The 18,476-nt window shown below is 70.7% G+C and carries 14 protein-coding genes; 5 read left to right on the top strand and 9 right to left on the bottom strand.

Going from position 1 to position 18,476, the window contains the following annotated elements:
• Positions 1–193: 193 nt before the first annotated feature.
• The 5 genes from dxs to dut all read right to left on the bottom strand — a co-directional run bounded on the left by dxs (position 194) and on the right by dut (position 7,249).
• Positions 194–2,137 carry a 1-deoxy-D-xylulose-5-phosphate synthase gene (gene dxs, locus BJ979_RS12640; RefSeq protein ID WP_179568358.1) on the bottom strand — a complete coding sequence of 648 codons (1,944 nt, stop codon included), beginning with the start codon at positions 2,135–2,137 and terminating at the stop codon, positions 194–196.
• Between the two features lie 148 nt (positions 2,138–2,285).
• Entirely contained in the window at positions 2,286–5,144 is a 2,859-nt protein-coding gene (locus BJ979_RS12635) for an aconitate hydratase (RefSeq protein WP_179568356.1), read from the bottom strand.
• Between the two features lie 133 nt (positions 5,145–5,277).
• Positions 5,278–6,024: a DUF3159 domain-containing protein gene (locus BJ979_RS12630; protein WP_179568354.1), complete on the bottom strand. Its 747-nt coding sequence runs from the start codon at positions 6,022–6,024 to the stop codon at positions 5,278–5,280.
• Positions 6,021–6,767: a DUF3710 domain-containing protein gene (locus tag BJ979_RS12625; protein WP_179568352.1), complete on the bottom strand. Its 747-nt coding sequence runs from the start codon at positions 6,765–6,767 to the stop codon at positions 6,021–6,023. The genes BJ979_RS12630 and BJ979_RS12625 overlap by 4 nt, the downstream gene beginning before the upstream one ends.
• The gene (dut, locus tag BJ979_RS12620) at positions 6,764–7,249 is read right to left on the bottom strand and encodes a dUTP diphosphatase (protein WP_425502508.1); all 486 of its coding nucleotides are present in this window, start codon (positions 7,247–7,249) and stop codon (positions 6,764–6,766) included. Before dut ends, BJ979_RS12625 begins: the two co-directional genes overlap by 4 nt.
• A gap of 130 nt (positions 7,250–7,379) precedes the next feature.
• Between dut and BJ979_RS12615 the strand changes: the two genes are divergently transcribed.
• Entirely contained in the window at positions 7,380–7,820 is a 441-nt protein-coding gene (locus BJ979_RS12615; protein ID WP_179568348.1) for a DUF3093 domain-containing protein, read from the top strand.
• A 57-nt stretch (positions 7,821–7,877) separates the two neighbouring features.
• Here the strand turns inward: BJ979_RS12615 and BJ979_RS12610 are convergent, their stop codons facing one another.
• Entirely contained in the window at positions 7,878–8,171 is a 294-nt protein-coding gene (locus BJ979_RS12610) for a DUF4193 domain-containing protein (protein ID WP_141163987.1), read from the bottom strand.
• A 200-nt stretch (positions 8,172–8,371) separates the two neighbouring features.
• On the opposite strand from BJ979_RS12610, the gene sepH reads away from it, so the two are divergent.
• Positions 8,372–9,436: a septation protein SepH gene (gene sepH, locus BJ979_RS12605; protein ID WP_179568346.1), complete on the top strand. Its 1,065-nt coding sequence runs from the start codon at positions 8,372–8,374 to the stop codon at positions 9,434–9,436.
• Between the two features lie 68 nt (positions 9,437–9,504).
• Here sepH and BJ979_RS12600 read toward each other — a convergent pair whose 3' ends face one another.
• Positions 9,505–10,617 (bottom strand): alkaline phosphatase family protein, encoded by a 1,113-nt coding sequence (locus BJ979_RS12600; protein ID WP_179568344.1) that lies wholly within the window; start codon positions 10,615–10,617, stop codon positions 9,505–9,507.
• Between the two features lie 12 nt (positions 10,618–10,629).
• Between BJ979_RS12600 and BJ979_RS12595 the strand changes: the two genes are divergently transcribed.
• Complete coding sequence (locus BJ979_RS12595; protein WP_179568342.1) at positions 10,630–13,098, top strand: DNA gyrase/topoisomerase IV subunit A; 2,469 nt, start codon at positions 10,630–10,632, stop codon at positions 13,096–13,098.
• A 55-nt stretch (positions 13,099–13,153) separates the two neighbouring features.
• Here the strand turns inward: BJ979_RS12595 and BJ979_RS12590 are convergent, their stop codons facing one another.
• Both BJ979_RS12590 and BJ979_RS12585 read right to left on the bottom strand, forming a co-directional pair.
• Positions 13,154–14,716 (bottom strand): carboxylesterase/lipase family protein, encoded by a 1,563-nt coding sequence (locus BJ979_RS12590; RefSeq protein WP_218853490.1) that lies wholly within the window; start codon positions 14,714–14,716, stop codon positions 13,154–13,156.
• Positions 14,717–14,789: 73 nt separating this feature from the next.
• Positions 14,790–16,865 carry a DNA gyrase/topoisomerase IV subunit B gene (locus tag BJ979_RS12585; protein ID WP_179568340.1) on the bottom strand — a complete coding sequence of 692 codons (2,076 nt, stop codon included), beginning with the start codon at positions 16,863–16,865 and terminating at the stop codon, positions 14,790–14,792.
• A 240-nt stretch (positions 16,866–17,105) separates the two neighbouring features.
• Here BJ979_RS12585 and BJ979_RS12580 point away from each other — a divergent pair, with 240 nt between their 5' ends.
• Positions 17,106–17,315: a DUF7455 domain-containing protein gene (locus BJ979_RS12580; RefSeq protein ID WP_141163528.1), complete on the top strand. Its 210-nt coding sequence runs from the start codon at positions 17,106–17,108 to the stop codon at positions 17,313–17,315.
• Between the two features lie 156 nt (positions 17,316–17,471).
• Positions 17,472–18,473 carry a sugar-transfer associated ATP-grasp domain-containing protein gene (locus tag BJ979_RS12575; RefSeq protein ID WP_343046695.1) on the top strand — a complete coding sequence of 334 codons (1,002 nt, stop codon included), beginning with the start codon at positions 17,472–17,474 and terminating at the stop codon, positions 18,471–18,473.
• Positions 18,474–18,476 lie beyond the last annotated feature (3 nt).

Raw genomic sequence — 18,476 nt, 5'->3', positions numbered from 1 at the left:
CTGAGGCGCTCGTGGCGCGGGTGGTGGGGGTGCTCGGAGGTTCAACGCGACGGGAGGCGGAGCATTCCCGGATCGCGTCGATCGGCGAGCATCCGGGCGCGGCGTGCAGAGCCGACCGGATGTTCACACTGTACACATAGTCTAGAGGCGACCACGACATCCGCGGGGACCGGGGGTCGACGGGCGCCGCTGCTCAGTCGCGCCGCAGCACGTCGTCGCGCAGCACCATCTCGTCGGGCAGCGGACGCGCCCGCGGGATGCGGGTGCCGAGCACCTGCGCCACGATGTCGCGCGCGATCGCCTGGTCGGTGAGACCGACCTGCTCGAGGATCTGATCGCGGCTGGCGTGATCGAGGAACTCGTCGGGCAGACCGAGCTCGTCCACCGCGGTGTCGACGCCCGCGGCGCGCAGGTCCTGGCGGATGCGGGTGCCGATGCCGCCGACGCGGATGCCGTCCTCGATCGAGACCACGAGCCGGTGCTGAGCGGCGAGCTCGATCACGCTCGCGGGCACCGGCACGACCCAGCGGGGATCCACGACGGTGGCGCCGATCCCCTGCGCGGCGAGGCGCTCGGCGACGGTCATCGCGAGTTTCGCCATGGGGCCGACCGCGACGAGCAGCACATCGCGATGGGGCGCCTCGCGCAGCACGTCCACACCGTCGTCCGTTCGGCGCACGGCGTCGTACTCGCTGCCGACCGAGCCCTTCGAGAAGCGCAGCACGGTGGGGCCGTCATCGACGGCGACGGCCTCGGCGAGCTCCTCGCGGAGGCGGGTCGCGTCGCGCGGGGCGGCGATGCGGATGCCGGGGATCGCCTGCAGCACCGCGAGATCCCACATGCCGTGATGGCTGGGGCCGTCGGGGCCGGTCACGCCGGCGCGGTCGAGCACGAGGGTGACGCCGGCCTTGTGCAGCGCGACATCCATCATCAGCTGGTCGAAGGCGCGGTTGACGAAGGTCGCGTAGAGCGCGACGACCGGGTGCAGTCCGCCGAAGGCGAGACCCGCGGCGCTCGTGACGGCGTGCTGCTCGGCGATGCCGACGTCGAAGACGCGCTCGGGGAAGCGCTCCGCGAAGCGGTGCAGGCCGACGGGGCGCAGCATCGCGGCGGTGATGCCGACGAGCTTGGGGTCGCGCTCGGCGAGGGCGACGATCTCGTCGGCGAACACGCTCGTCCACGACGGCTTGGATGCGACCTCGACCGGTTCACCGGTCTCGGGGTCGATCTGGCCGACGGCGTGGAACTGATCGGCCTGGTCGTGCACGGCCGGCTCGAAGCCGTGCCCCTTCTCGGTGATCGCATGCACGATGACCGGCGCCGCGTACTCCTTGGCCTGGCGCAGCGCCTCCTCCATCGCCTCCTGATCGTGCCCGTTGACGGGGCCGATGTACTTGATGTCGAGGTTGGAGTAGAGCGCCTCGTTGTTGACGAAGCGGCTGAGGAAGCCGTGGGTGCCGCCGCGCACACCGCGATACACGGCGCGGCCGACCGGGCCGAGCCTGCCGAAGACGGCCTCGCTCGAGCGGTGCAGCGAGCGGTAGGCGGGGCGCGTGCGCACGGTGCTGAGGAAGCGGGCCATGCCGCCGATCGTCGGTGCATAGCTGCGGCCGTTGTCGTTGACGACGATGACGAGGCGGCGCACGTTGTCGTCGCTGATGTTGTTGAGCGCCTCCCAGGTCATCCCGCCGGTCAGCGCGCCGTCGCCGACGACCGCGACGACGTGGCGGTCGTCCTGTCCGGTCATGGCGAAGGAGCGCGCGATGCCGTCGGCCCAGCTGAGCGAGCTGGAGGCGTGCGACGACTCGACGATGTCGTGCTCGCTCTCCGAGCGCTGCGGGTAGCCGGCGAGGCCGCCGCGCTCGCGCAGGTGCGAGAAGTCCTGCCGCCCGGTCACCAGCTTGTGCACGTAGCTCTGGTGCCCGGTGTCGAAGATGATCGCGTCCTTCGGCGACTCGAAGACGCGGTGGATGGCGAGGGTCAGCTCGACGACGCCGAGGTTCGGTCCGAGGTGCCCGCCGGTCTTCGCGACCTCGGCGACCAGGAAGCGGCGGATCTCCCCCGCCAGCACCAGCATCTGGCCCGGCGAGAGCCGATCGAGGTCGCGCGGACCGTGGATCGTCTCGAGCAGTGACATGGTTTCAGCCTATTCCCCGGGCTCGATGCGGCCCGCGTCATCCGCCCCCGCTCGGCGGACGCGGAGGTCACGGATCGGATACGGACCAGACGCGGCGAAGGCCCGCCCCGGCGTGCGGGACGGGCCTTCGCGGGTGTCGCGTCAGACCTCAGACGAGGCTGCGCAGCACGTACTGCAGGATGCCGCCGTTGCGGTAGTAGTCGGCCTCGCCGGGGGTGTCGATGCGCACGAGGGCGTCGAACTCGATCGGCTGCTTGCCCTCGGGCGAGTGCTCGCTCGGGGTCGCGGTGACCTTGACCGTCTTCGGCGTGGTGCCGTTGTTCAACTCCTCGAGGCCCGTGATCGAGACGACCTCGGTGCCGTCGAGGCCGAGCGACTCCCAGCTCTCGCCCTGCGGGAACTGCAGCGGCACGACGCCCATGCCGATGAGGTTCGAACGGTGGATGCGCTCGAAGCTCTCGGTGATGACGGCCTTGACGCCGAGCAGCGAGGTGCCCTTGGCCGCCCAGTCGCGCGACGAGCCCGAGCCGTACTCCTTGCCGCCGAAGATCACCAGCGGGATGCCGGCGGCCTGGTAGTTCTGGCTCGCGTCGTAGATGTACGACTGCGGGCCGTCGGCCTGCGTGAAGTCGCGGGTGAAGCCGCCCTCGACGACCTGGCCGTCGTTGACGGCCTGCACGATCGCGTTCTTGAGGCGGATGTTCGCGAAGGTGCCGCGGATCATGACCTCGTGGTTGCCGCGACGCGAGCCGTAGGAGTTGAAGTCCTTCTGCGCGACGCCGTGCTCCGTCAGGTACTGCGCGGCCGGCGTGCCGGCCTTGATGTTGCCGGCGGGGCTGACGTGGTCGGTCGTGACCGAGTCGCCGAGCGTGGCGAGCACGCGGGCGCCCTGGATGTCGGTGACCGGGGTCAGCTCCATCTTCATGCCCTCGAAGTACGGGGGCTTGCGCACATAGGTCGACTTCTCGTCCCACTCGAAGACCGGGCCGGTCGGGGTCGGCAGGCTCGTCCAGCGCTCGTCGCCGTCGAAGACGGTGGCGTACTGCTTGATGAACTGCTCGCGCGAGATCGACGAGTCGATGATCTCCTGCACCTCGGCGGGCTCGGGCCAGATGTCCTTGAGGAACACCTCCTGGCCGTCCTTGCCCTTGCCGAGCGAGTCGCTGTCGAAGTCGAAGTTCATCGATCCGGCGAGGGCGTAGGCGACGACGAGCGGCGGCGACGCGAGGTAGTTCATCTTCACGTCGGGGCTGATGCGACCCTCGAAGTTGCGGTTGCCCGAGAGCACCGCGGTCACGGCGAGGTCGTTGTCGTTGATCGCGGCGGAGACCTCCTCGATCAGCGGACCCGAGTTGCCGATGCAGATCGTGCAGCCGTAGCCGACCGTGTAGAAGCCGACGCTCTCGAGGTCCTTGTCGAGGCCCGACTTCTCGTAGTAGTCGGTGACGACCTTCGAGCCCGGCCCGAGCGTGGTCTTGACCCACGGCTTGCGGGTCAGACCCTTCTCGACGGCCTTCCGCGCGAGCAGGCCCGCCGCGATCATGACCGAGGGGTTCGAGGTGTTGGTGCACGAGGTGATCGCCGCGAGGGTGACCGCGCCGTTGTCCAGCAGGTAGCTGTCGCCCGAGGGCTGCGTGACCTTGACCGGGTTCGACGCCGCGTGGCGGTCGCCGCTCGCGAGCAGGCCCGCGTGGGCGTGCTCGTGCTGGTGCGACACGTGCTCGTGGTTCACGGTCTCGTGCTCGACGCCGGGCGCGGTGCCCGGGTCGGAGGCCGGGAAGGTGCCCTCGACCTCGACGGCCTCGTCGGTGGCCTCGGCGTAGTTGAGGATGTCCTTGCCGAACTGCGACTTCGCCTCGGAGAGCAGGATGCGGTCCTGCGGGCGCTTCGGGCCGGCGATCGACGGCACGACGGTCGCCAGGTCGAGCTCGAGGTACTCGCTGAAGGCGGGCTCGACCGAGGGGTCGTGCCAGAGCTTCTGCTGCTTGGCGTAGTCCTCGACCAGCTGCACGGCGTGCTCGTCGCGGCCGGTGAGGCGCAGGTAGTCGAGCGTGACGTCGTCGATCGGGAACATGGCGGCGGTCGAGCCGAACTCGGGGCTCATGTTGCCGATGGTGGCGCGGTTGGCGAGCGGCACCGAGCCGACGCCCTCGCCGTAGAACTCGACGAACTTGCCGACCACTCCGTGCTTGCGCAGCATGTCGGTGATGGTGAGCACGACATCCGTGGCGGTCACGCCGGCGGGGATCTCGCCGGTCAGCTTGAAGCCGACGACGCGCGGGATGAGCATCGACACGGGCTGGCCGAGCATGGCCGCCTCGGCCTCGATGCCGCCGACGCCCCAGCCGAGCACGCCCAGGCCGTTGACCATGGTGGTGTGTGAGTCGGTGCCGACGCAGGTGTCGGGGTAGGCGCGCAGGACGCCGTCCACGGTACGGTCGTAGATGACCTTGGCCAGATGCTCGATGTTGACCTGGTGCACGATGCCGGTTCCCGGCGGAACGACCTTGAAGTCGTCGAAGGCCGTCTGGCCCCAGCGCAGGAACTGGTAGCGCTCGCCGTTGCGCTCGTACTCGATCTCGACGTTGCGCTCGAGGGCGTTGTCACTGCCAAAGAGGTCGGCGATGACGGAGTGGTCGATGACCATCTCGGCCGGCGACAGCGGGTTGATCTTCTTGGGGTCGCCGCCCAGGGCGGTGACGGCCTCGCGCATCGTGGCGAGGTCGACGATGCAGGGCACGCCGGTGAAGTCCTGCATGACCACGCGCGTGGGCGTGAACTGGATCTCGGTGTCGGGCTCCGCGTTCGGGTCCCACGACCCGAGGGCCTCGATCTGCGCCTTGGTGATGTTGGCGCCGTCCTCGGTGCGAAGGAGGTTCTCGAGCAGCACCTTCAGGCTGAACGGGAGCTTCTCGTGACCCGGGACGGTGTCGATGCGGAAGACCTCGTAATCGGTGTCTCCGACCTTCAATGTGCTCTTGGAACCGAAACTGTTGACCGTCGACACTGCTGTCTCCTCCGTGAACTCGCGTCCATCCTGGTGGGGTCCGGACAACCCCGTCCAGCAAGGCAAGCCTAAGCCTGCGACCCCCGGATGAACCCGGGATGGACGCGTCGATTTATCTCGACATCGAGATACTTTACACGTCGGAGGCGGGCTTCTCGTCCTCGGCGGGGCGTGTCCAGGCGGCACGCATCATGAGCCAGGTGACCCAGAGCAGCGCGGCGTAGAAGGGCACCCCCATGATGAGCTTCGTGGCACCCAGGGCCTGCGTCGCATCGGCCAGGTAGAGCGGCAGCTGCACGCCCAGGCGCAGCAGCGACAGCGCGGCCCAGAAGATCGACGCGATCGTGGCGACGCGCAGCTTGGCGCGGTCCTTCGGCCAGTCCGCGTCGCCGGTCAGGAATCCGGCGATGAGGCCCACGATCGGGCGGCGCACGAGGATCGTGATGATCACCAGCAGCGCGGTGCCGCCGTTGATGAAGAACCCGGGCAGGAAGTTGTTCGAGGCGTTGCCGGTCCAGAGCGCCAGCCCGGCCGAGATGACGATGCCGAGCAGGCCCGCCACGGCGGTCATGACCGGCTGGCGCTGGATCACGCGGGCGACGATGAGCAGCACCGCGAGCACCGCGGGCGCGATGACCGAGGGCAGCAGCTGCTGCGTGATCGTGTAGGTGACCAGGAAGCCGATGCCCGGCAGGATCGACTCGATCAGGCCGCGGATGCCGCCCATGGCGCCGAGGAGGGCGCCCGCTGTCGGGGCCTCCCCCGGCTTCACATGCCCGAGGCCGGAGCGCCGTGCCGCCTGCGCCATCGCCTCCTGGAAGGTGGGCGGGCGCTCGGCGTCGGCCGGAGCGGACGCGGTGTCGTCGCGCTCGTCGCTCATCCGGCGTCGGGCTGGGCGCCGGCGGGCACGTGCAGCGGGATGAGGTCGCGCGGGGGCATCGGCTGACCGCCGCGCACCACGACGATGCTGCGGAACAGCTCCTCGATCTCGGCGCCGGCCTTCTCCTCGACCGCGGCCTTGCCGCTGATGACACCGCGCAGGAACCAGCGGGGGCCGTCGACGCCGACGAAGCGCGCGACGCGGGTGCCGCCCTCGGCGCCGGCCGGGGCGGGGATGCGCGTCAGCAGCTCGGGCCCGAGCGCGCCGTCGCGCTCCTCGACCTCGCCGCCCTGGCGGCGCAGCTGCTCGGCGATCTGCTCGCGGATCTCGTGCCACAGGCCGCTCGAGCGCGGCGCGGCGAAGGGCTGCACCTGCAGCGTGGACTCGGCGAAGTCGAGGGCGACGGCGACGACGCGCTGGCTGCCCTCCTCGACCTCGAGACGCAGGCCCAGCTCGGGGCGAGGCAGGATCTTGACGCCGCCGAGATCGACGTAGGGGCGCACCGGGTTCGACTCGGCTTCGTCGAGGGGACCCTCGGTGTCGCGGTCCTCGGGCGCCGACTTCGGCTGGTCGACGACCGCCTCCTCGTCGTCCGCGCCGCTCTCGACCGCGACGGTCGTCGCCTCGAGCTCGTCGTCGGCGACCTCGGTCTCGAGATCGGCCTCGATCTCGGCGACCTCCGCGTTCTCGACGGCGCTCTCGGCCTCGGCCTTGCGGGACTTGCGGGACTGGCGGGGGCTCATCGCTGCTCTCCTGTCGTGGCGGCATCCCCGGTCGGGGCGGCGCCGTTCGCATCGCTGTCGGCGGCTGGCGCGGCGCCGGCGGTGCGGTGCGCGTAGCCGGTGGAGCCGAAGCCGCCCTCGCCGCGTTCGCTGCCCGGCAGTCGATCCACGGGCACGAAGCGGGCGCGGGTCACGGGCATCACGATCAGCTGGGCGATCCGGTCGCCGACCGCGACAGAATACGGCACCCGGGCGTCGGTGTTCAGGAGGGTGACCTTGATCTCGCCGCGGTAGCCGGCATCCACCGTGCCGGGGCTGTTCACGATCGTGATGCCGTGCTTCGCGGCGAGGCCGCTGCGCGGCACGACGAAGGCGGCGTAGCCGTCGGGCAGGGCGATCGCGACGCCCGTGCCGACCACGGCGCGCTCACCGGGGGCGAGCACGGCCGGCTCGGCCGCGCGCAGGTCGGCGCCCGCGTCACCGGGATGCGCGTAGTCCGGCACCGTCTCGGACACGATCAGGACCTCGCACGCCTCGCTCACGCAGACGAGGCTAGGGGGTCGGGCCGCGGCGGCGCACCCCGATGGTCCGCTGCGGTCAGGCGTCCAGCGCCGGTGCCCGACAATGGAGACCATGGAGATCTACCGCGAGCGGCTCTCGCCCACGCCGTGGCTGTTCGTCGCGACGGCGCTGCTCATCCCCGCGAGCCTGCTCGTGTTCCTGCCGATCAGCATGATCGCGGGCATCATCGCCGCGACCGCGACCTACGGCGCGGCGGTGGTGATCCTGCTGGTGACGACGCCGAAGCTCGTCGTGACCGAGACCGAGCTGATCGCGGGCCGTGCGCGACTCCCCCGCGACGTGGTCGGCGAGGTGAGCGGCTACCGCGGCGCCGCGGCCACCCTGCAGCGCGGACGTCTGCTGGACGCGCGGGCCTGGCTCCTCATCCGCGGCTGGATCCACCCGGTCGTCAAGGTCGAGCTGCGCGACGACGAGGATCCGGCGCCGTACTGGCTGCTCTCGACGCGACGCCCGGACGAGCTCGTCGCGGCCCTCGCGCGCGCGGCGGATTAACGACGCAGCGCCCGCAGCCGGGGCTGCGAGCGCTGAAGTCGGTCGGTCGGGTGTCGCTCAGGCGGCGCACTCGTGGCAGATCGGCCCGAGCTTGCCCTCGTGGTCGAGCTGCGAGCGGTGCTTCACGAGGAAGCAGCTCATGCAGGTGAACTCGTCAGCCTGCGGCGGAAGCACGACGACGTCGAGGTCGACGTCGGCGAGGTCCTGGCCGGCGAGTTCGAAACTGCCCGGGTTGTCGGCGTCTTCGACGTCGACGACACCCGACATCTTGTCGGGAACCCGCTCCTGGAGGGCCTGGATCGACTCGGTGTCGTCGTCGGTCTTCCGGGGAGCGTCGTAGTCGGTTGCCATTCCCATCCATTCCAGAATCAGCCGGACCCGGCGGTTCGGCGGCGTCAGTCTGCATCATCGTCCCTGGTTTGGCAAACCCGTTCCCGGGTGCCTTTCGAGACGTGGATGGAACTCGCGGCGCGCCCGCGATATTCCCGGCTTCGAGCCCCCTCGCGTGGCACTGTTGTCGCGACCATCGAGAGTGGGAGAAGGACCTCATCATGCAGGAGCTGAAGGTCACCGGAGTCGAGGACGGAGCGCTCGTCGTCGTCGACATCCACGGCACCGAGTACCGCGTCGCAGTCGACGACGCCACGGCCGCGCGCCTGCGCCGCCCTCGCGCGGTCGCGCGCGGAGAGCGCAAGGTCGCCCCGCGCGAGATCCAGGCGCATATCCGCGCCGGACTGTCCGCCGACGACGTGGCCGCCATCACCGGCGCCGACGTCGACGACGTGAAGCGCTACGAGGGACCCGTGCTCGCCGAGCGCGAGTACATCGTCGAGTCGGCGCTCAGCGTCGCCGTGCACACGCCTCAGGACGCCGACGACGAGCGGCCGAGCTTCGGCTCGGTCATCCGCACGCGTCTCGCCGACGCCGAGGCGGTCGATGAGCGCTGGAGCAGCTGGAAGGACCCGGAGCAGGGCTGGGTGGTCAAGGTCACCTTCACCGCGAACACGGTCGAGCACGACGCCCGCTGGGGTTTCGACCCGCGCAAGCGCTCCCTCTCGCCGCTCAACGCCGACGCGATCACGCTCTCGCAGCAGCAGGTCGAGACCCCGGCTCCCCTCATCCCCCGCCTGCGCGCGGTGCCGAGCGACGGCGCGGGCGAGTCCGCGCGGTTCGACAGCAACGCCTTCCGCGTGGAGCCCGGCAGCGCCGGCCCCGAGGTGCAGCAGGTCGGCTTCGGGCGCGACGCCGACCTGAATCAGACCGCCGACCTGCTCGAGGCGCTGCGCCGTCGCCGGGGCGAGCGTGAGCCGCTGCCCATGGACGAGCCGGAGCCCGAGATCGACCACCCGTCGCTCTCGACGCCGCCGAGCATCCGTCTGGTCGAGGTGCCGCTCGAGGGACTCGAGGGCTCGACGCCCGCGACGCCGGTCGCCGACGACGAGCACCCCGACTGGGATGCCCAGGCCGACGCCGCCGCGGAGACCGAGCCGGCGCCGGCTCCTGCCCCGCAGCGCGTCGCGGAGACCACGAACGCGGCTCGCGCGCCGCGCCGCAGCCGCGCGGCGATGCCGAGCTGGGACGAGATCGTCTTCGGCGCCCGCACCGACGACGACTGATCGTCGTACGGCACTCCCGGCCGTCGGCGTGAGCCGCGCGGGCGGGAACGAGCACTGAGCTGCGGGCGTCAGACCCCGCGGAAGCGCAGCAGCGGAACGAGGACCTCCTCGGGCGTCGACGAGCCGTGCTGGCCGACCATGCCGCGCGACGGCGACGCCGCATCCTGGTAGAAGGCGACGCGTCCGCGTGCACCGACCAGCACGTCGCCGATGCGCGGCGCGATGGCCGGGTCGACGGTCGCGCCGAACAGCCCGCCGCGGATCGCCTCCTCGCGCGTCGCCACCCAGGCGAGCTTGCCCAGACGCCGTTGCCAGCGCTCCGCGGTCGCGGCCGCGTCGAGACCCGGCCCGAGGTGCAGCTGCAGGCAGCGCGGCTCGCCCGCGACGTGGCGCACGCCGTCGAAGAGCTCAGGCTCGGGGATGACATGCCCGTCCTCCGGCACGTCGACGACCCCGTGATCGGCCGTGACCAGCAGGAGGTCATCGGGGCCGAGGCGCCGGATCAAGTCGCCGAGAGCGGCATCCGCCTGCTCCAGCGCCGCCGTCCACTCCCCCGACTCCACCCCGTGGCGGTGGGCGATCTGATCGAGCTCGGGGATGTAGAGGTAGGCCAGCAGCCGGTCGTGGCGTCGCAGCTCCTCGCCGGCGCGCGCCACGCGATCCTCGATCGACTGTCCGGGCAGGAACTCGGCCCCCCGCAGTGCGGCGCGCGTGAACCCCGAGTCGCGATAGCGCGGCGGGGCGATCACCAGGGCGGGCACGCCGGCCTCGACCGCCCGCTCGAACATGGTGGGCGCACGCTGCCAGTCGAGCGGGTCGCTCAGCGCATCCCAGCCGTTCAGCAGGTTGAGCACGCGGTCGTTCGCGACGTCGAGTGCCGAGTAGCCGACGAGGCCGTGGATGCCGGGCTCGACCCCGGTGGTGAGCGTCGTGATCATCGCGGCGGTCGTCGACGGGAACCCGACCGCGGCCGTCGCCCCCTTGACGAAGCCGGGGGCGAGCCGGCGGGCGTGCCCGAGGCGCTCGCGCAGTGCGGCGGCGCCGAGGCCGTCGACGAGGGCGACGATCACGCGTCGCGCCGGCGGCAGGCCGAGCGACGAGGGCTCGCCGAGAACGGTGCGCAGCGAATCCGGCAGCACCTCGGCAAGTCGGAACCGGGTGTCCTGACGCGCCGGTAGCATGCAGGCGATCCTATGACTCCCCCAGCGAAGAGCCCTGCCAACGCGGGCGACACCACCGGCCCCGGAGAGCGCATCGAGGACATCGACCTCGCGCTCGAGATGCAGGGCTCGTTCCTCGAATACGCCTACTCCGTCATCTACTCGCGGGCGCTCCCCGACGCGCGCGACGGACTCAAGCCGGTGCAGCGCCGCATCCTGTTCCAGATGGGCGAGATGGGCCTGCGACCTGACCGCGGGCACGTCAAGAGCGCCCGCGTCGTCGGCGACGTGATGGGGCGCCTGCACCCGCACGGCGACAGCGCGATCTACGACGCCCTCGTGCGCCTCTCCCAGGACTTCGCGCTGCGGGTGCCGCTCGTCGACGGCCACGGCAACTTCGGCTCGCTGGATGACGGCCCCGCCGCGTCGCGCTACACCGAGGCGCGGCTGCAGGCCGCGGCGATGACGATGATCGACGGGCTCGACGAAGACGTCGTCGACTTCGTGCCCAACTACGACAACCAGCTCGAGCAGCCGAGCGTGCTGCCCGCCGCGTACCCGAACCTGCTCGTCAACGGCACGAGCGGCATCGCGGTCGGCATGGCGACGAACATGGCGCCGCACAACCTCATCGAGGTCGTCGCGGCCGCGCGCCACCTCCTCGACAACCCGGAGGCGACCCTCGAGGAGCTCATGGCCTTCGTGCCCGGGCCCGACCTGCCGACCGGCGGCACGATCGTCGGACTCGACGGCATCCGCGACGCCTACGCCACCGGTCGCGGCTCGTTCAAGACCCGCGCGAAGGTCAGTGTCGAGCAGCTCGGCCCCCGCCGCACCGGCCTCGTCGTCACCGAACTGCCGTACCTCGTCGGCCCGGAGCGGGTGATCGAGAAGATCAAGGACGGCGTCTCGGCGAAGAAGATCAACGGCATCGCCGACGTCGTCGATCTCACCGACCGCAAGCACGGCCTGCGCCTGGTGATCGGAATCAAGACCGGCTTCAGTCCGGATGCGGTGCTCGAGCAGCTCTACCGACTCACCCCGCTCGAAGACGGCTTCTCGATCAACAACGTCGCTCTCGTCGAGGGCAGCCCGCAGACGCTCGGGCTCGTGCAGCTGCTGCGGGTGTACCTCGACCACCGCATCGAGGTCGTCACCCGCCGCTGCCGGTACCGCCTCGCTCGAAAGCGGGAGCGCCTGCACCTCGTCGACGGACTGCTCATCGCGATCCTCGACATCGACGAGGTCATCCAGGTCATCCGCTCCTCGGACGACACCGCGCAGGCGCGCAGCCGCCTGATGGACGTCTTCGACCTCAGCCAGCTGCAGGCCGACTACATCCTCGAGCTGCAGCTGCGTCGCCTGACGAAGTTCAGCCGCATCGAGCTCGAGAAGGAGCGCGACCAGCTGCGCGCCGAGATCGCCGACCTCGAGGAGCTGCTCGCCAGCTCGGTCAAGCTGCGCGCGCTCGTGTCGAACGAGCTCGACGAGGTCGCCGAGCGGTTCGGCACGCCCCGCCGCACCCTGCTGACGAACGCGCGTCCCTCCGTGGCGACCGCGGGTGCGCGCAAGGCCGCCGCCGCGGCGAGCCTGGAGATCGCGGATGCGCCCACCGTCGTCGCGCTCTCGACGACCGGGCGCGCCGTGCGCATCGACCTGCCGGAGGGCGTCGACGAGATCACGCCGCCGGCGCGTCGCAGCCGCCACGACGCGATCCTCTCGACCGTGCGCACCACCACGCGCGGCGAGCTCGGAGCGATCACCTCGCGCGGACGGCTCGTGCGCTTCACGCCGATCGACCTGCCCGCGGTGCCGCCGAACTCGGTGCAGCTGGCGGCGGGAGCGAAGATCGGCGAGTACCTGGGGCTGGCGGACAAGAAGGAGCGCGTGCTGGCCATCGTGCAGCTCGACTCCGCGACGCCGCTCGCACTCGGAACCCGCGACGGCGTGGTGAAGCGCGTCATCCCGAACGCGTGGCCGAACCGCCCCGACTTCGAGGTCGTCGCGCTCAAGGGCTCGGACGAGGTCGTGGGCGCCGCCCCCGCCGATGACGATCGCGAGCTCGTCTTCGTCACCTCGGACGCGCAGCTGCTGCATTTCCCGGCGAACGGCGTGCGGCCCCAGGGCGCTGCGGCCGGTGGCATGGCCGGCATCAAGCTCGGCAGCGGCGCGACCGCGATCTACTTCGGCGTCGTCGACCCCGAGGGCGCCGTGGTCGTGACGATCTCCTCCGGAGAGACGCTCGTCGGCGCCGATCCGGGTCGGGCCAAGGTCTCCGATTTCGCCGAGTTCCCCGGCAAGGGACGCGCCACCGGCGGTGTGCGCGCGCACGCCTTCCTCAAGGGCGAGACGCAGCTCTCGCTCGCCTGGGTCGGGCGGGGTCCGGCACTCGCGGTCGGCTCCGACGGACAGCAGCGGGCGCTCCCCGAGGGCGGCGCGCGCCGTGACGCCTCGGGTACGCCGCAGGATGCCGTGGTCGGCTCGGTCGGCACCGGGATCTGATGCCGCCACAACGCTGACGAGAACGGCCCGCCGGTCATCCGACGGGCCGTTCTCGTCAGACGTGCGGGATGAAGCGCTCCCAGGCGCGACGGCGGTCGCCGCGCGGGTCGGACTCGATGCGATCATCCACGTCGATGATCAGGGTCAGCCGGCCCTGCTCGTCGTAGCGCGGCCATCCCGGATCGACCTCGCCCGAGTAGGCGAAGTGCAGCCAGTTGGTGCGCACCCGGCGTCCTGCCCGCTCGAAGTCGCGGTAGCCGCCGAGCGAGCCCATGACCCGGCCGAGAGCGCTGCGCGCTTTGTCGAAGACGGCGAAGAGCTCGATGCCGTGCGTCGCATCCAGCCCCAGCAGCCGGGCGAGCCGCGGGGCGAGGTCGAAACGGTACATGTAGGTCGGGGCGTAGCGCGAGTGACCGGACGCCGCCGCGACCGACGGGTACCAGAAGGCGTGGTCACCGGCCAGATCCATCGCGTGGCGCTGCTTCGGCAGACCGGGGTAGGTCGCGGTGAGCGCGGTGACCGCGTCGGCATCCGTTCCGGAGAGGATCGCGCGGATGCGGTCGGGCGTCGTCGCGAGGATGTCGAGCCGGCCGCGGAACAGCGACCCCTCGCGGTCGTTCGTGCCGATGATGAGCGGGATCGGCATCGCGCTGCCCTCGGCGAAGGCCGTGGTCGGCCGCTGCGGCAGGAACTCGCCGTCGAGCACGCCGACCCAGGCGACGGTGCCCGGGGTGCGGTCGATCGCCCCCTCGGCGAAGCGCTGCGAGGCGAGGACCCAGGCGGTGGCGGCGGCGTGGTCGATGACCTCGACCTCGGAGCGGCCCTCGGTCACGCCGGGGTGCTTCTCCTCGATCACCGCGCGCAGGATGCGCAGGAAGTCGGCGGCCCACTCGGACTGCAGCTCGCGCGAGTACACGGCCTCGACCGGCGAGCTCTCGGCGATCGCCTTGGCGAAGAGGCCGCGCGCGGCGGGCGCCGTCATCAGCGTCGTGACGACGCCGGCACCGGCGGACTCGCCGAACAGCGTCACGTTGTCGGGGTCGCCGCCGAAGGCCGCGATGTTGTCGCGGATCCACTCCAGAGCGGCGACGACGTCGCGCAGGCCCAGGTTCGAGTCGATCGGACGATCAGGTGTGCCGTAGCGGGAGAAGTCGAGCCAGCCGAGCCCGGCGAGTCGGTAGTTGAGGTTCACGAAGACGACGCCCCCGTCGTGCACGAGGCCCTCGCCCTGCTCGGGCATCTCGCGCGAGGAGCCGACCGAGAAGGCGCCGCCGTGCACGAACACCATGACGGGACGCAGCTTCGCGGTCGTCGGCCGGGGTGCGATCACGTTGAGCGTCAGGCAGTCCTCGTCCTGATCGCTCGGCAGCGTCGGGATCGCGACCGGCCCGCGCGGATCCTGTGGGGCGATGGGGCCGAACTCCACCGCCGGGCGGACCCCTGACCAGGGCGCGGGCGGCTCGGGCGCCCGCAGTCGCCGCGGTCCGATCGGCGCGGCGGCGTAGGGGATTCCACGCCACATCCGCAGACCGCGGCGCACGACCCCCTCGACCACGCCGGCGGTCGTCGACACCGTCAGGGTGCCTTCGAGCTGCACGTCGCCTGCCGTTCCGGTCACGCTCCGGATGCTAGGACGCGAGGTGCGCGGTGCGCTGGGAACACGATCCGTGCTCACTCCCCGACTGCCCCGATCAGGCGTCGATGCGGGCCCGGTTGAGGCCCTGCCCGGCGATGATGAAGTCCTTGCGCGGCGCGACGTCGTTGCCCATGAGCAGCTCGAACACGTTCGCGGCCGCCTCAGCGTCGGTGACCTGCACGCGGCGCAGGGTGCGGTGCGAGCGGCTCATCGTCGTCTCGGCCAGCTGATCGGCGTCCATCTCGCCGAGTCCCTTGTAGCGCTGGATCGGCTCCTGGTACCGGCGCCCCGACTTCTTCAGACCGGCGAGCACCGAGTGCAGCTCCTGCTCGGAGTACGTGTAGATCACGTCGTTCGGCTTCGACCCGTTGTTGATCGCTACGACGCGATGCAGCGGCGGCACCGCCGCGTAGACGCGGCCGTCTTCGATCATCGGCCGCATGTAGCGGAAGAACAGCGTCAGCAGCAGGGTGCGGATGTGCGCGCCGTCGACATCCGCGTCGCTCATGATGATGACCTTGCCGTAGCGCGCCTGCTCGAGGTCGAAGGTGCGGCCGGATCCGGCGCCGACGACCTGGATGATCGACGCGCACTCGGCGTTCGAGAGCATGTCGGAGACGGAGGCCTTCTGGGTGTTGAGGATCTTGCCGCGGATGGGCAGCAGCGCCTGGAACTCGCTGTCGCGGGCGAGCTTCGCCGTGCCGAGCGCCGAATCGCCCTCGACGATGAACAACTCGCTCTCGGCGACGTCGTTCGAACGGCAGTCGACGAGCTTGGCCGGCAGCGACGACGACTCGAGCGCGTTCTTGCGGCGCTGCGTCTCCTTGTGCGCGCGGGCCGCGATGCGGCTCTTCATCTCGGCGACGACCTTGTCGAGCACGCTGGCGGCCTGCGCCTTGTCTTCGCGCCTGGTCGAGGCGAAGCGCTCGGCGAGTGCCGAGTTCACGACGTTCGCGACGATCGCGCGCACGGCCGGCGTGCCCAGCACCTCCTTCGTCTGACCCTCGAACTGCGGCTCGGGCAGGCGCACCGTCAGCACGGCGGTGAGACCGGCGAGGATGTCGTCCTTCTCGAGCTTGTCGCTGCCCATCTTCAGCTTGCGGGCGTTGCGCTCGGTCTCGGCGCGGAAGAACTTCATCAGGCCCTGCTCGAAGCCGGTCTGGTGCGAGCCGCCCTTCGGCGTGGCGATGATGTTGACGAAGCTGCGGAACACGGTCTCGTAGCCGGTGCCCCAGCGCAGCGCCAGCTCGACCTCGCACTCGCGGTCGAGCTCGGTCGGCTCCATGTGCCCGTTCGGCTGCAGCACCGGCACGGTCTCCTTGTAGCTGCCGGTTCCGGTGATGCGCCAGACGTCGGTGACGCCCGCATCCGGCGCGAGGAAGTCGACGAACTCGGTGATGCCGCCGTCGAACTGGAACTTCTCCCGCACCGTCTCCTGGCCGCGCTCGTCGACGAGCTCGATCCCGAGACCCGGCACGAGGAAGGCGGTCTGGCGCGCGCGGCCGATCAGGTCGAGCAGCTGGAACTCCGCGTCGCGGCCGAAGATCTGGCGGTCGGCCCAGTAGCGGATGCGGGTGCCGGTCACCCCCTTGGCCGTCTTGCCGATGACGCGCAGCTCGCTGCCCGAGACGAAGGGGGTGAACGGCGCATCCGGAGTCTTCTCGCCGCTGTCGGCGAAGGTGCCGGGCTCGCCACGGCGGAAGGACATGGCGTAGGTCTTGCCGCCGCGGTCGACCTCGACATCGAGGCGCTCCGAGAGCGCGTTGACGACCGAAGCGCCGACGCCGTGCAGGCCGCCCGAGGCCCCGTAGGAGCCGCCGCCGAACTTGCCGCCGGCGTGCAGTTTCGTGAAGACCACTTCGACGCCGGTGAGACCGGTCTTGGGCTCGACATCCACCGGGATGCCGCGCGCCTTGTCGCGCACCTCGACGCTCGCGTCGCCGTGCAGCAGCACCTCGATGCTCGAGCCGTGACCGGCGAGCGCCTCGTCGACCGAGTTGTCGATGATCTCCCACAGGCAGTGCATCAGACCGCGCGAGTCGGTCGAGCCGATGTACATGCCCGGGCGCTTGCGCACCGCCTCGAGGCCCTCGAGAACCGAGAGATGACGGGCGGAGTAGTCGTCGGCCACGGGAGTCCTTCCTGGGGCCGTCGCGTGGGGGTGCGGCGGACCGCAGACCAGGATAGGCGCGGCGCGGGCTCTCCCGCCGTCGCCACACGGCGCAGGGATCGGATGCGGCGACGCGCCCGCACAGACTGCTCCGCCGTGAGCGAAACGAACCGTTCGTGCCGGTGTTCCGAAGCACTCCTGTGGTCGAATGTAGGCATTCGCAACACCAGGTCGCCGACCCGACGCGAGAAGGAGCACCCCATGACGCAGATGACTGACAGCGCCATCGACGCCACCCTCACCGCCCTCGACCGCTGCGACTCCTGCGGAGCCCAGGCGTACATCCGTGTGACGCTCGCCTCGGGTGAGCTGCTCTTCTGCGCCCACCACGGCGCGAAGTTCAAGGAGAAGCTGTCCGGTCAGGCCATCGAGTGGCACGACGAGACGGCGCGTCTCCAGGAGACCCGCTGACACAGACTCGGGGCTGAGAACAGCCCGACCGACGGCGCGCACCGCATCCCGCGGGGCGCGCCGTTCGTCGTCTCCGACCCTCATCGGATGCCGGGAGGCGAGGTCGGGCTTCGTCGATCGCCCGGGCGGTCAGCGCGACGCCGATAGGCTCGCCGGGTGCTGCTGCGCCTCCGCTACCTCCTCAACCGCGCCCGTCGACTCAGCCCCGCGAATCTGCTCGGCTTCGCCGGTCGCATCGCCGCCGGCAGCTCCCGGTCGCGGCTGGGCATCCTCATCGACATGCTCTGGTGCTCGGTGCGCTACGAGACCGCCTTCCAGGACTACGCCGACTGGGACTTCCACCTGCTGACGCGGGCCGAGCGCGCGACCTACATGACGCACCCGAAGTCGAATCACCTCGTCGAGCGCTACAACGCGAAAGAGTTCCGGCACACCTTCCGCGACAAGATCGAGTTCAACACCGCGTTCGCGCCGTTCATCGGGCGCGACTGGCTGGATGTGCGCGTCGCCAGCCCCGAGCAGATCGCCGACTTCGCTGCGCGGCACGGCCGCATCATGGCGAAGGTGCCCGACAGCCTCTCCGGGCTCGGCATCAAGTCCTACCGCGCGGCCGAGATCGAGGACTGGACGGCCTTCCGCGAGAAGCTGCTCGCCGGACGGCAGTTCCTGCTCGAGGAGTTCATCACCCAGCACTCCGACATGGCGGCGCTCTACCCCGACAGCGTCAACTCGCTGCGGGTCATCACCTTCGCCGAGCACGGGAAGGTCAGTGTGCTCGCCTCCGTGCTGAAGGTCGGCAACGGCGGCGACATCGACAACTTCTCGGGCGGCGGCATGTACACGATGCTCGACGAGCACGGCGTCGCGCACCATCCGGCCTTCGACGCCGCCGGCGGCACCTTCGCGGCGCACCCGATCAGCGGCACCTCGATCGTCGGCTTCCGCGTGCCGCTCTTCGCCGAGACGCTGGAACTGCTGGACGACGTCGCCGTGCGCATCCCCGAGATGCCCTACATCGGCTGGGACGTCGCGATCGGCACGACCGCGCCGATGCTGATCGAGGGAAACCCCAACTCGGGCGTCTACCAGCTCAAGCCCTCGCTCTCGGGCGTGCGCACCGGGCTGCTTCCCCGCTACCGCGAGGTCATGCACTTCTGAGAC

This window comes from Schumannella luteola (genome assembly GCF_013408685.1).
Lineage (GTDB): Bacteria > Actinomycetota > Actinomycetes > Actinomycetales > Microbacteriaceae > Schumannella > Schumannella luteola.
This window is presented reverse-complemented; position numbering and strand designations above follow the sequence as displayed.